This is a genomic window from Acaryochloris marina MBIC11017 (assembly GCF_000018105.1).
GTDB lineage: Bacteria > Cyanobacteriota > Cyanobacteriia > Thermosynechococcales > Thermosynechococcaceae > Acaryochloris > Acaryochloris marina.
In genome coordinates, this window is sequence record NC_009925.1 from 3,567,524 (window position 1) to 3,581,831 (window position 14,308).

The 14,308-nt window shown below is 48.5% G+C and carries 10 protein-coding genes; 5 read left to right on the plus strand and 5 right to left on the minus strand.

What is annotated here, in order from left to right; genetic code table 11:
* Positions 1-37: 37 nt before the first annotated feature.
* Positions 38-238 carry a hypothetical protein gene (locus AM1_RS38735; protein ID WP_012163915.1) on the minus strand — a complete coding sequence of 67 codons (201 nt, stop codon included), beginning with the start codon at positions 236-238 and terminating at the stop codon, positions 38-40.
* 263 nt (positions 239-501) lie between these two features.
* Between AM1_RS38735 and AM1_RS15980 the strand changes: the two genes are divergently transcribed.
* Complete coding sequence (locus tag AM1_RS15980) at positions 502-1,116, plus strand: hypothetical protein (protein WP_012163916.1); 615 nt, start codon at positions 502-504, stop codon at positions 1,114-1,116.
* Between the two features lie 2 nt (positions 1,117-1,118).
* Here the strand turns inward: AM1_RS15980 and gatA are convergent, their stop codons facing one another.
* On the minus strand, positions 1,119-2,567 hold the full coding sequence (gatA, locus tag AM1_RS15985; RefSeq protein ID WP_012163917.1) for an Asp-tRNA(Asn)/Glu-tRNA(Gln) amidotransferase subunit GatA: 1,449 nt from the start codon (positions 2,565-2,567) through the stop codon (positions 1,119-1,121).
* Between the two features lie 51 nt (positions 2,568-2,618).
* Here gatA and AM1_RS15990 point away from each other — a divergent pair, with 51 nt between their 5' ends.
* A complete protein-coding gene (locus AM1_RS15990; RefSeq protein ID WP_012163918.1) occupies positions 2,619-4,850 on the plus strand; it encodes a glycoside hydrolase in 2,232 nt (743 codons plus the stop codon).
* A gap of 129 nt (positions 4,851-4,979) precedes the next feature.
* Here the strand turns inward: AM1_RS15990 and AM1_RS15995 are convergent, their stop codons facing one another.
* On the minus strand, positions 4,980-6,437 hold the full coding sequence (locus tag AM1_RS15995; protein WP_083776721.1) for an ammonium transporter: 1,458 nt from the start codon (positions 6,435-6,437) through the stop codon (positions 4,980-4,982).
* A 433-nt stretch (positions 6,438-6,870) separates the two neighbouring features.
* The gene (locus tag AM1_RS16000) at positions 6,871-8,364 is read right to left on the minus strand and encodes an ammonium transporter (protein WP_063710527.1); all 1,494 of its coding nucleotides are present in this window, start codon (positions 8,362-8,364) and stop codon (positions 6,871-6,873) included.
* A 344-nt stretch (positions 8,365-8,708) separates the two neighbouring features.
* Here AM1_RS16000 and AM1_RS16005 point away from each other — a divergent pair, with 344 nt between their 5' ends.
* Positions 8,709-9,572 carry a Tab2/Atab2 family RNA-binding protein gene (locus AM1_RS16005; protein ID WP_012163921.1) on the plus strand — a complete coding sequence of 288 codons (864 nt, stop codon included), beginning with the start codon at positions 8,709-8,711 and terminating at the stop codon, positions 9,570-9,572.
* Between the two features lie 65 nt (positions 9,573-9,637).
* On the opposite strand, the gene AM1_RS16010 is transcribed toward AM1_RS16005, so the two are convergent.
* Positions 9,638-11,236: an endo-1,4-beta-xylanase gene (locus tag AM1_RS16010; RefSeq protein WP_012163922.1), complete on the minus strand. Its 1,599-nt coding sequence runs from the start codon at positions 11,234-11,236 to the stop codon at positions 9,638-9,640.
* 77 nt (positions 11,237-11,313) lie between these two features.
* Here AM1_RS16010 and AM1_RS16015 point away from each other — a divergent pair, with 77 nt between their 5' ends.
* Positions 11,314-13,920, plus strand: a complete 2,607-nt coding sequence (locus AM1_RS16015; protein ID WP_012163923.1) for an O-antigen ligase family protein — start codon at positions 11,314-11,316, stop codon at positions 13,918-13,920.
* Between the two features lie 70 nt (positions 13,921-13,990).
* Positions 13,991-14,296 carry a DUF4342 domain-containing protein gene (locus AM1_RS16020; RefSeq protein WP_012163924.1) on the plus strand — a complete coding sequence of 102 codons (306 nt, stop codon included), beginning with the start codon at positions 13,991-13,993 and terminating at the stop codon, positions 14,294-14,296.
* The last annotated feature ends 12 nt before the right edge of the window (positions 14,297-14,308 follow it).

The following is a 14,308-nucleotide window of genomic DNA, read 5'->3' on the forward strand; positions in this document are numbered from 1 at the left end:
GAGTTTAACGCTAGTGAGAGCGCACCTGCAATGCTGGTCAAACTTGCTGACGTTGCCAAAAGTGATCGGATTGAAGTGCTTCTGAGAATTCCTGTGCGCTATAGCATCGAGTCGGCTTGCGCTGTCTGAGTTCCTGGCAAGCGGACTGTACTTCAAGATCTTTTACAAACAAACGTCCTCTTTGACGTTGTTCAATTAACTCTAAAAGTTCAGTGACAGAGTAATGCGAAAATTGCATGCTTACCTCCTTATGGCCAAGTCTCTTCTACAGTGCCAAAGGGATGAATACAATAGTAACCAAGTCTACGGTTTTGATGATTAACACTTCCCACGTAGTAGTATGCATCTGTTCTCCCAGGAATAGCTTTAAGTCAAGTTCTGACTGACCAACCCTGCGGACAATTTTCTTCAATTTGACTCGCTAACTCAATCTGGATTTTAGTGAGAATAGGCATAATTCTGTTGGGTCAATAACCTCCATCATCTATATGAGTAAATGCGATGTCTCAGATCCACACGAATCGTGATTTATGCCCTGAGATTAATAACTTATTGCAACAGCAGATCCAGAACCAGCGCACACTTGAAATATATCTGAGAGCTTTATTAGCAGGTGTTAATTGTTATGCAGATGCTGTTTCCATCCGGGCTAATGAATTTTATGAGCTCTTAGAAAGAGGATTTGTTGGTGTTCCATTACCTTTTAGTACCGAATGGAATGAACAGTATGATGATCTTCCGAACAATTTCGCAAGCTTTCATAGTGTTCAGTTAACCTTAATTAGACAAATCGTTGATCTGCATGAAATGGCTGATCACGGCATGCTTGCCAACAAACTACGATATTTTGGAATCCATTCCCCCCGGAAATCAATTTGGTATAACTTTGAGCCAGTAAGCTATCTTGAATGTGCTGTGGCTGGTTCCTTGGACGTCGAGGATTCACGAAATGATACCCTGCAGCAATTTGTTCCAGGTTTAATCGAAGCCTTAGACGATAGTGCTCAACAGGGAACCAAAAATTCAGACGATATGCCTTCTCCTCAGAACGATTTAGAAAGGGTTACTTGGCAACAATTTCAAGTGTTTCTTGACTGCGGGCAAATGTACGAATGAGATTATAGTTTGGGAGATGCCTTGTGCCATTCTGTAGATTGCTCATAGGCATAGGCCGCTTGTAGCACCTGATCTTCCCGTAAGACATTACCAATCATCTGCAAACCAATCGGTAATCCTTGATCATCAAAGCCACAGGGTAGGCTCAAACCCGGTAATCCAGCTAAATTCACAGGAATCGTCATTAAGTCAGAGAGATACATGCTTAAGGGATCAGCTGTTTTCTCCCCGGCCTTAAATGCGGTTGTTGGCGTGGTGGGACAGACCAACACATCTACACTCTCAAACGCCTTCTCAAAGTCTTCTTTGATTAACGTGCGGACTTTTTGGGCTTTTAGATAGTAAGCATCGTAATAGCCCGCAGACAGGGCATAGGTGCCAATCATAATTCGGCGTTTCACTTCAGCCCCGAACCCCTCAGCCCGAGTATTCGTGTACATAGACATCAGATCGTCGGGGTCATCGGTGCGGTAGCCATACTTGACGCCATCGTAGCGGGCTAGGTTGGCAGAGGCTTCCGACGGGGCAATCACATAATACGTGGGCAACCCATAGCGGAAGCGTGGACAAGAAATCTCTTGGACCTCAGCGCCTAGTTCAGCTAATTGATCGATCGCCTTGCGAACGACCTTTTCTACGACCTCATCTAAACCTTCCCCAAAGGTTTCGGTGATCACTCCTACCTTTTTCCCTTTAAGGTCAGGAATCAGAGACTTGGAATAATCAGGAATTTCGACTTTGAGGCTAGTAGAGTCTTGGGGGTCGTAACCTGCGATTTCTTGTAATAGGATGGCTGCATCTTCGACGGTGCGACCAAAAGGACCAATTTGATCCAAGGAAGAGGCATAAGCCACCAGACCAAAGCGAGATACTAATCCGTAGGTAGGCTTGAGACCAACCACACCACAGAGGGCTGCTGGCTGCCGAATAGAGCCACCTGTATCCGAGCCAATGGATACCACACATTCATCAGCCGCTACCGCTGCAGCCGAGCCCCCCGAGGAACCGCCCGGCACGCGGGAGACATCCCAGGGATTGCCCGTGACTTGATAGGCAGAGTTTTCTGTGGAGCTGCCCATGGCAAATTCATCTAGGTTGGTTTTACCCACCATAACTGCCCCCGCTGCCGCTAATTTTTGGGTTACGGTAGACTCGTAAGGGGGAATAAAGTTTTGAAGGATTTTTGACCCACAGGTTGTAGCAATTCCTTTGGTACACATATTATCTTTGATACCAATGGGAATCCCCGCTAGTAAACCAATCTCTTCCCCCGCAGCTAACTGAGCATCGACCTGTTTAGCTTGGGCGAGTGCTTGGTCAGCAGTAATGGCCAAAAAACTATGGAGTTTGGGTTCTAATTGATGAATGGTTTCCAGGGCTGCTTCGGTAATTTCTTGGGCTGAGCGCTCTTTAGTGATCAGCTCTTGATGCAACGCTTGGATGGATGCCATGCAGCAAATCCTTCTGTTCAAAATGTGCCAATCCTCAGTATACGGTGACCTATGACTCACCCGCTTTATATCGCCTTTATTTGGCATCAGCATCAGCCTCTTTATAAAAGCCGAGTCACCGGCCAATACCGACTTCCTTGGGTTCGGTTGCACGGTACAAAGGATTATTTAGATCTCGTCTTGTTGCTGAGTCGCTACCCCAAGTTGCATCAAACCGTCAACTTGGTGCCATCCCTGCTCATGCAGATCGAGGACTATGTAGCGAGGACTGCCATTGACCCTTATTTGGAAGTGGCGACTCTGCCTACAGAAAAGCTGACGCCAGAACAACATCAATTTATTGCCCAGCATTTCTTTGATGCCCATCACCAAACTTTGGTTGATCCCCATCCTCGCTATGCAGAACTGTTTTGCCAGAAGCAGGAAAAAGGGGAAGCCTGGTGCCTAGAAAACTGGACGGCCCAAGACTATGGCGATTTATTGGCCTGGCACAATCTCGCCTGGATTGATCCCCTGTTTTGGGATGATCCGGATATTGCTCGCTGGCTCAAACAGGACCGCGATTTTAGTCTTCAGGACCGCAAAGATATTATCGAAAAGCAGCGCCAGATCCTCAGTCGCATTGTGCCTCAACATCGACAGATGCAGGATGACGGTCAGCTAGAGGTGATGACAACTCCCTATACTCACCCCATTTTGCCCCTGTTAGCGGATACCGATGCGGGACGGGTTGCGGTGCCCCATATGGATTTACCGGAAGCCCAGTTCCAATGGCCAGAAGATATCCCTCGCCACTTGCAAAAAGGGTGGGAGATGTACGAAGAACGATTTGGACGTGCTCCCCGCGGATTATGGCCATCTGAGCAGTCGGTGAGTCCTAGTATTTTGCCCTATGTGGCCAAGCAGGGGTTTGACTGGCTATGCTCCGATGAGGCGGTTTTAGGGTGGACCACCCATCATTTCTTCCATCGAGATGAATATGGCAATGTCTTTGAACCGGAGATTCTCTACCAGCCCTATCGCTTAAGTACCTATGAAGGTGATCTGTCGATTGTCTTTCGAGATCACCGATTGTCGGATCTCGTAGGCTTTACCTATAGCGCTATGCAGCCAAAAGAAGCCGCCTCTGATTTAGTGGGGCATCTGCATGCGATCGCAAACACCCTCATCGACCGCCAACCTGAAGAAGGCACCGCTTTGGCGAAGCCCTGGCTGGTGACGATTGCCCTCGATGGCGAAAACTGTTGGGAATACTATGAACGGGATGGCATTCCTTTCCTAGAAAGCCTCTATCAAAGGCTGAGTGAGATTGATGACCTCAAACTCGTCACCGTCTCTGAATATCTGGAACAGTTCCCACCCCAAGCAACTCTGCCGACGACTAAACTCCATAGCGGATCTTGGGTGGATGGTAGCTTCACCACTTGGATTGGCGATCCCGTTAAGAATCGAGCTTGGGATTTATTGACCGAGGCGAGAAAGACTTTAGAGAAGCATCCTGAAGCCACAGAAGAACAGAACCCAGATGCCTGGGAAGCCTTATACGCTGCAGAAGGATCTGACTGGTTTTGGTGGTTTGGTGAAGGACATTCTTCCAATCAAGATGAAATTTTTGATCAGCTTTTCCGGGAGCATTTAGTCGCTCTCTATCAATCCTTAGACGAGCCAGTCCCCGAAGTACTTCAGTATCCTTTAGAAGAACATCAGTCCACAGCAGATCATCGTCCCCAAAGCTTTATCCACCCTGTGATCAATGGCGTTGTGGATGAACAAGATTGGGATCATGCAGGTCGGATAACCATCGCTGGCTCCAGAGGTACGATGCATCGCAGTAGTACCATCCAGCGTCTCTGGTATGGCTTAGACCATCTGAATTTTTACATGCGATTCGATTTTCAGGTGGGTAAAAAACCGGGCGTTGACTCTCCACCAGAACTACACTTGTTGTGGTTCTATCCGGGACAAACCATGAATAATAGCCCTATCCCCCTGGGCCAGATTCCTGATCAAAGCCCCCTCAACTATCGCTACCACCATCATTTGGGTATTAATCTCACCAATCACGATATTTGGTTGGAAGAAGCGGCTGACCATAACCAATGGCATGGTCGCTCCCATCGGGTACAGATTGGTCTTGATCAATGCCTAGAAATTGCAGTGCCTTGGAGCGATTTACATCTACAGCCTGATTGGCCCTTAGAGTTAGTGGTCGTTTTATCTAAACACGGTGAGTTCGTTGAACATCTGCCTGATAATACATTGGTGCCCTTGCAAGTGCCTTAGAAGTATGATTGGCTCTTTGCCTACACAAAACAAAAAACAATAGCCCCCAGCACTGGTGTAGTTCTGGGGGCTATTGTTGATGAAAGATGACATATTCAACCCAGTGGATGGGGCTGGTACAAGGAAGCCTTATGCCTCTTTAAGGAAACCGCTATAGGCTTCCATGCCATGTTCGCTGATATCGAGTCCTTTGATTTCTTCTTCTTCAGGAACCCGGAGTCCAGCAATTGCCTTGATGGCAGCCCAAGCAATGGCCGTGGTGACCAACGTGAAAGCACCGACAGCCAGGATACCAACGATTTGCGGAATCATTTGTTCAAAGCCACCGCCTAGGATAAGACCCTTAGCAGGACCGCCTCCTTCGCCATAGATCAGACCATCTGGTCCTTGAGAAAATAGACCGACCGCCAAAGTGCCCCAAACACCACAGACACAGTGAACAGAGATGGCACCCACTGGGTCATCAATCTTCATGCCATCGATGATAGTGACCGCAAACACAACAATCACCCCAGCAATCAGACCAATCACTGCAGCCCAAGGAACCGTCACCCAAGCACAAGGGGCCGTAATGCCCACTAAGCCAGCCAAGATGCCATTGATGACCATGGATAAATCAGGCTTGCCGAGGTAGAACCAAGCCGTGAAAGTTGCCGCAACGCCACCGAAAGCAGCCGCAATATTCGTAGTCAGGGCCACATGAGCAATGGCAGCACCATCCCCTACCCCCATAGTGGATCCTGGGTTAAAGCCAAACCATCCTAACCACAGAATCAAACACCCTAGAGTAGCAATACTCATATTGTGACCAGGCATAGCAGTGGCCCCAGTTTGAGAATAGCGACCTAACCGAGGTCCAAGGAACGCAGCACCGACGAAAGCTGCCCAGCCTCCGACAGAGTGGACGACTGTAGAACCGGCAAAGTCCCAAAAGCCCATACCTGCTAACCAGCCGCCACCCCAAATCCAATGACCAGAAATGGGATAGAGAATGCCAGTGAGCACTAAGCTAAAAATCAAGAAAGAGACAAACTTAATGCGCTCAGCCACTGCTCCAGACACAATGGTGGCTGCAGTTCCAGCAAACACAAGTTGGAAGAGGAATTTGGCAAAGAGTGGAACTCCTGTCCAATTCAAAGCTCCAAAAATACCTTCATAGGCATCTCCAGTGGCTGGACTGTTGTCAGCACCACCGACGAACCACCCGGCAGTCCCTAAGACCGGATTGCCATCGCCAAACATCAAGCCAAAACCAATAGCCCAGTAGGCAATGGTGGCTAATGCAAACACAATCAAGTTTTTGGCTAGGATATTGACGGCATTCTTTTGACGACAGAAGCCCGTTTCCAGCATGCCGAATCCGGCGTTCATAAAAAAGACTAAAAAAGCACAGAGCAGTACCCAAACCGTATCTAACCCAACGGTGAGGGTTGCTGTGGGGTCAGGGGGAGCTGCTTCTTGGGCAACAGCGGCCACAGACCAAAATAATAAAACTATTGCTGTCATTGGCATGCAAAGCTGCCAAGCAGGAGATAAGCGCTTTCTGCGCTTGAGGTTTTTAGACCTCGATTTAATTGGCTTAGACATCACCACAATACGTTTCCTAGATAAACGATGGACAACCAATTGCTCTAGTAATTGATTTGGATAAAGGCATCGAAACCATGACTAAATAACAAATTGAGGGCCATCTTTGAATGATTACTGAAGGGACAGTTAGGGCTTGAATCGACTGAAACCTCTTTGGGGTCCTAATCTAATCGATTCAACAGTGCTAGGTACTGTAAATCTGTATTTTTAGATACATTTTTATTTTGCAAAAGACCTCATGGCCTAACTGGGCCAGTCCATTGAAGCCTCAATCATAAAATATTCTCCACCCTATCCTTAGATGTAAACCTGAGCCTATGTAGTTTGGATATATTCACAAAACGCCCTGGATTACACCAGGGCGTTTTGTGAATATATGTTATTCAAGCTCTAATGTTAGCCATGCTTTAGATGGCTGTTTAGAGAAGTGTTAGCGTATCGCTGAGGTTGCTCGACTGCCTTGAACTTGAGCATCTTTAAGGAAACCGCTATAGGCTTCCATGCCATGTTCGCTGATATCGAGTCCTTTGATTTCTTCTTCTTCAGGAACCCGGAGTCCAGCAATTGCCTTGATGGCAGCCCAAGCAATGGCCGTGGTGACCAACGTGAAAGCACCGACAGCCAGGATACCAACGATTTGCGGAATCATTTGTTCAAAGCCACCGCCTAGGATAAGACCCTTAGCAGGACCGCCTCCTTCGCCATAGATCAGACCATCTGGTCCTTGAGAAAATAGACCGACCGCCAAAGTGCCCCAAACACCACAGACACAGTGAACAGAGATGGCACCCACTGGGTCATCAATCTTCATGCCATCGATGATAGTGACCGCAAACACAACAATCACCCCAGCAATCAGACCAATCACTGCAGCCCAAGGAACCGTCACCCAAGCACAAGGGGCCGTAATGCCCACTAAGCCAGCCAAGATGCCATTGATGACCATGGATAAATCAGGCTTGCCGAGGTAGAACCAAGCCGTGAAAGTTGCCGCAACGCCACCGAAAGCAGCCGCAATATTCGTAGTCAGGGCCACATGAGCAATGGCAGCACCATCCCCTACCCCCATAGTGGATCCTGGGTTAAAGCCAAACCATCCTAACCACAGAATCAAACACCCTAGAGTAGCAATACTCATATTGTGACCAGGCATAGCAGTGGCCCCAGTTTGAGAATAGCGACCTAACCGAGGTCCAAGGAACGCAGCACCGACGAAAGCTGCCCAGCCTCCGACAGAGTGGACGACTGTAGAACCGGCAAAGTCCCAAAAGCCCATACCTGCTAACCAGCCGCCACCCCAAATCCAATGACCAGAAATGGGATAGAGAATGCCAGTGAGCACTAAGCTAAAAATCAAGAAAGAGACAAACTTAATGCGCTCAGCCACTGCTCCAGACACAATGGTGGCTGCAGTTCCAGCAAACACAAGTTGGAAGAGGAATTTGGCAAAGAGTGGAACTCCTGTCCAATTCAAAGCTCCAAAAATACCTTCATAGGCATCTCCAGTGGCTGGACTGTTGTCAGCACCACCGACGAACCACCCGGCAGTCCCTAAGACCGGATTGCCATCGCCAAACATCAAGCCAAAACCAATAGCCCAGTAGGCAATGGTGGCTAATGCAAACACAATCAAGTTTTTGGCTAGGATATTGACGGCATTCTTTTGACGACAGAAGCCCGTTTCCAGCATGCCGAATCCGGCGTTCATAAAAAAGACTAAAAAAGCACAGAGCAGTACCCAAACCGTATCTAACCCAACGGTGAGGGTTGCTGTGGGGTCAGGGGGAGCTGCTTCTTGGGCAACAGCGGCCACAGACCAAAATAATAAAACTATTGCTGTCATTGGCATGCAAAGCTGCCAAGCAGGAGATAAGCGCTTTCTGCGCTTGAGGTTTTTAGACCTCGATTTAATTGGCTTAGACATCACCACAATACGTTTCCTAGATAAACGATGGACAACCAATTGCTCTAGTAGTTGATTTAGATGTAGAGACTTCAGCCATTCCTAAAATTTGGATACTAAAGCAATTAAACGATCTAAAGAAGATAAGCCCGATCGATAAAGCAAATTGGATATGGGTTCACCCAACCCACTGATTTAATCGATTCAACACGTGGTAGAGTTCACAATTCTGTATAAGGCGATACATTTTTTTCTGGTCAGAGAACAGAGTAACCTGAAAGTAGTAGATCAAGGATATATTGGGGTTTCTCACCTAATTCCCCAAAACTTTACATTGATATAGCATCTAGGGTTTGACATTAAATATGAGTAAGGTTTGGGAAATCGATTTTTATTCGCGCCCTATTTTAGACGAGCAACAAAAAAAAATTTGGGAACTCCTCGTTTGTGATTCTCAACGGAACTTTGAGTTCACCAAAGTTTGCTCTGGTTCACAGGCCAATGCCCGTTGGCTACAAGAAGCATTAGCTGAGGCGTTACCCCTATGGCGTCAGCAAGCCAATTATGGTGAACAAGACTTTCCAGAAAGAATTCGCTTTTTTCGGCGTTCGATGAAAAGTATCATTCCGCGGGCTTGTGAAGCGTTGGAGATCCCCGCCCAACCGAGCCGGAGAACCTTTGGGGTATATCAGTGGCTTTGTGAACGGGAGCAGACTGTTTACCCCCAGCATCCGGGGTATCAACCTATGATGGCTGCGCCCATGACTTTTGAGCCCACCTTGCCTAAGCCTTTACCGGATGCCTTGCAAGGAGAGGGCTGGCGACTCGTAACGCTTCAACTCAGTGCGTTTGAAGAGATGGACGAGTGGGATATTGCTTTCGGCGCTAAAATTCCGTTGGCGCAGTTGAACCTCCCGCCAGAGACTGCAATTCCCGGGCTCCTGATTTTCTCGGAGCGCTCTACTCCTTTGGCAGGGTGGATGTCGGGTTTGGAATTGGCCTGCCTGAAACTGGAAATGGATCCTAAACCTCAATTGCTTTTAGAAACAGGGCTTAGCGATCGCTGGGTGATTGCCTATCTGAATGATGATCCCCTGGTGGCAGAAATTCAAGATTTTGAAAAAACCAAGCAGGCTGCTCAGCAAGTTCATTTTGTGGCGGTGCAATCTTCGCCTGAATCTGAACAATTTGCCGGGTTCTGGTTAATGCAAGAAATAATGGCTGCTTAATGCTGGGCTCTAGCTCCATCTTGTGAAAGTTAAGTCAAATCTGTAGACAGTTCTCCAGGCTGGCTTTAGGCACCTAGGGCTAACCATCGTTTCTGAAGTGTATTCAGGCGAAGATAGGCCAACTTGGGAGAAAAATCTGATCTGAGTAGTCCACCATGGGGCCAGAAGCTGCCATCAGCAAGATCCCACCATGTCACGGCTTGAATATAGGATTTGCTGTAGCACAAGGTATAGAACTGTTCGACCCAATCGGCTTGAATATTCTCAGTCCAAGGAGCATGCCAGAGACCGGGGGGATTTGGGAAAGGGGTATTCTCAGCCCGCGTGGTGTTGGAGGACACCCCTAATTCTGTGATGTGAATCGGTTTACCGAGCTGGCTAAACCGCTCTAAGAGACGATTAATTTCAAACATGTCTTGATTGGGGTAGTACAGCTGCATACCGATAATTTCAAACGGAATATCAGTCTCCAAACAGGTTTGTAGATATTGATAGGCACTTTGTAATGGGGGTTGGCGGGGACCCTTAGGAATATATTCGGCCCACTGGCAACAGGTGTTGATGATTCGTTTTGCATTGGGATAGCCCTTGGCCGTTGCTAGAGTGGCTAACTGAGTCATCTCTCGCTGTTGTTCAGCAGAGTAGTTGAGGGTGTTGGCCCAATCAATATCGTGGGCTTCGTTGATGATGTCGTAGTAGGGAATGCGATTGCCATATCGTCTCGTAATCTCTTGTACCCGCTGACGCAGCAAATCTTGGAGTTCTGCATAGGGTTTGTCCCTGGCCCAGGCGGGGAGTCCCGCCCCGTGAAACCAGACCAACGGGTGCCCTTTTGGTGTAATCCCTTCAGCTTCCAGCCAATTCACCATTTCGTCAGTTTTAGCAAAATTGGGCTTTCCGGCTTCTGGCTCAAAGGAACGCCAATAGAAGGGCAGGGTGGCAAAGTTAAACAGCTGTTTAAATCGGCGATCATAATCGTCTCCTGCTGTAGGGTGACGAAAGAAGTTGCAGCCAAATAGAAAATCGGGTCGATGGCCCCGCTGATTAATTTGGTGCTGAGCGTGGGCGAAGACGGCAGATTCCCCTGCCCACAAGCTCTCTCGTAGAGAATCATTGGTCAAGGCGGCCATGGCTTTGGGACTGGAAGCTGCTTGGGCTTGCTGGAGGTAAGCCTCAGCTAGCTGAAGTTGTTCGGTAATGGGAGCGGAACATTCAAAGCCTTGTTGTTGCCATGTTGCTATCGCAGTCCGCACCCGATGTATCCGAGACTCAGCACAGGCCAAATTCAAATTCAGAGGAAAGTCTGCTGGCGTATATCCTTGGCCCTGGTTATCGGCATAAAGAGCAACTTTACCAAACCCTTTAACCGCCAGATAGAGAACAATTGCAAACGGAACAGAGGGGGTTGTGGTCCACAACACACCCGAGTCCACTTGACGGGGAGGATTGGGCATGGGTTCATCCCCTAGGGTGAGGAACAATGTTTGGTTGAAGACTTTAGCAGGCATGGGTTTGCCCGTAGATGTCCATGCCTGCAGCTTGATCCGATTTGTAAGGGCAGGAACCTTGGCCTTAGATTGTTCAGAGGGTGAAGCACCCAAGGCGAGGAGTGCTGCTGTTCCGCCTGTTAGCGTTAAAAATTGCCGTCGATCGATTGCCGCCATGCAGGGTCCCCCATTTTGAGTTGTCAGCTAAAGTTAGCGATCCGGGTAATCTGACTGCAAGGTACCCAATATTTGTAATGGCCATATCCTCAGACTCACAATTTGATGATCTGAACCCCTCTTCTGCGGATATAGCGGCGGCTACCTCGTCGCGATCGCTCCTCGGTATTCTCTGTCTAGGGTTGTATTTCCTATTTACGCTAATGCCCGATAGTCACAGCATCATGGTGTCGTGGCCCTGGGTGTTTGTGTGGCAATTGACCTGGCTGTGTCCTGTGCTCTGGCTAGTGGGACAGCTTTGGCAGCGTTCACCGATCCCTCGTTTACAGCAAGGTCTAGATTGGCTCGCTGCATTGACCATGGTGGGTTTGCTGCTATCGGCCTCCTTGGCTAGATTCCCCAACCAGGCGCGTTGGTACACGGGGGCTGCCCTAGGTGGCATAGCCGCCATCTACTGCGTCAACGCCTGGGCAAGAACGCCCCTTCGCCGTCAACGATTACTAGTGACTCAAGGCATCGTGAGTGCTGGTCTGATTGTCACCAGCCTTGGCCTTTGGGTGAGCCAGACCTTATTACCAGAGCTGAATCGCCTCCAGTCGCTGCAAAAATTAGGGGTGCAAGCTAGCTATAACTTCTCAACTCTAGAACTGCGAAATTGGGCTCCCTTTGGTCATCAAAACTATGTGGCTGGCTATTTAGTGCTGGCTTTGCCCCTTTTACTGGGCTTGGGGTTGACCCATCTGCGTTGGCGATGGTGGTGGTTTGGCTGTTTGGGTTTGGGCCTCATTGATCTGTACACCACTAGCTCTAGAGGCGGTTGGTTAGGGCTTTTGGTTGCCGGTGTGTATTTGGGATTGGTCCTCTTTCGTCAACAGGGACTGAACCGTCGCTGGTTAATGGGCGGAACCTTGGCTAGCCTTGGCATTGTTGTCGTATTAGTATTCGCCAACAATCGCCTTAGCAGTCAAATTAGTAATTTTTTGCAAGGCCGTTCCGGTGGAGATATGGCCTATCGACTGATTACTCATGTGGCCGGTTGGAACATGGGACTGCAACAACCTGTGACGGGAATGGGCGTAGGAAGTGTGCCTTTGGCCTATCAAGCCTATCGACCTCACTGGGCAGGCTTAGAAGCCGAACATGCCTATCAGTTACATGGAACCTTGCCGCAAATTTGGGCCGAGCTGGGTTTGGCAGGAATGGTTCCTTTTGTCCTCTTGCTGGGGTGGCTGATCTGGCAAGGGGGGCGATACATGACTCAAGCCACAGTCAATCTCTTGCCCCAAAGTTTGCTCGCCGGCCTCTTAGGATACAGTCTCGTTTCTCTGACAGATTATCAGCTAGACAATATTGGCATTAGTGGTTTGATGATTATTAGCCTAGGTTGCCTTGCTGGCTTTATGGGGACTACAAGTGACGCAACCCAAGTCAAAGCGCCATCTGATCAGCGGAGTAAATCAATGGCTGGCGTTCTGCTCGGTATTGTCTTAGCCTTTGGAATATCGGTCGCGCCCATTCATGCTGCTTGGCAGGTGTCTCACCAAGGCTTTGCCGCTTTAGAACAGCAAGAGATCGACCGATTTCGCCAGCGCTTGGCAAATGCTCAAGCCAAAGCCCCGTGGGAACCCTATTATTCCTACCAGTTGGGATGGAACTTAGGAGAGATGGGATTAAAAACCAAGGATCCCAAGCTCAGAAGTTACTTGATTCAAACCGCTAGTCAGCAATTTATTCAAGGCAATCAGGCCGCCCCAGATCAAGAGTTTGGCCATACCAACTTAGGGTGGCTATATTTGCAGACGGATCCACGACAAGCGACCCAAGAATTTGCCCAGTCGGCAGAACTGCTGCCTGCAAAGCGAGGGGTCTTTTTTGGGTTGGGTCTGAGTTTATTAGGCCAGGGGCAAACCGATCTCGCTGTGCAAGCTATGACCTTAGAATGCCTGCGCAATCCTATCTGGATTACGAGTCCTGCTTGGAAGTCGCCCCCCTTGCAGTCGATTTATGACAAGGTTCTAGCTAAATTAGGACAAACCTATAACCAATTGTTGCAAGGGCATCAGCATTTAGATGATCTAAATACCCATCTCCATAAAGGTAGAGGGAGTTTGGAGTGGTGGCGTGGCAACTTTGAGGCAGCCCAAGCCGATCTCGACACTTATGGTAGCCCCCTCAGTCGAGCTTTGGTAGAGGTGGCTCAAAGTAAACCAGGGGGACCCATTCAGGTTTCCCCAGAATTATCGAACGCCTCTCGCCATATCCTGCAAGCTTGGGCAATGCCTGATCAACGATTGTCTTTGTTGGCGAAAGCTTGGCTTAGGGGAACGGAGACGGATGCAACAGAGCAACTGGTGCAAATTACCTCAGATAGTATGCAGCAGGCGCGAACGTTTCAGGAGTGGTTGCAAGATTATCCCATCGTGCGTAAATATCATCGACAACGGTCTGGTTTTGGGGTTTTGAGTCGTCATACCGATGGTCCTAATCCGACAGACTTTTTTCGGGTCATCGATAATGTAGTTATGACCGAAATTTTTAGTGACATGATGCCTGTTCCTGAATATTTTCCTGATTTAGATCGGGCCTTACAAGAGCGCCGTAATGCTTTGTTATCAGAGGTTAAAGCTATATCAGAGAATGCTATGCTGACCTCATCGCTGATTCAAAGTGGTGCCATGGATTAGAACCCTCTAATTCCCTGTTGCAACCTGTCAACCTACTTTTTAATTGCGCTATTCTTCGGAGAATAACCCCATGAGTGAACCCAGCGATCAGGTCCCTATGAAAGATGCTACCCCTAGCGACCCCACTCGGGTTGAGGAATTTAAACTCAGCAGTGGCTCAGTGATGGATAAAGTCAAAGAGCTGGTTAAAAAAGGCAATGTCCGCAAAATCATCATTAAAACGGATGCTGGACGTTCGCTAATGGAGATTCCTCTGTCCGTCGGAGTGGGGGTTGGCGCTGTTGGCATCATTACCGCTCCGTTATTAACTGTTTTGGGTGTTGTGGGAGTTTTTGCAGCACGTCTTACTATTGTTATAGAAAAATCCCTGGAATAGTTAAGGACTGGA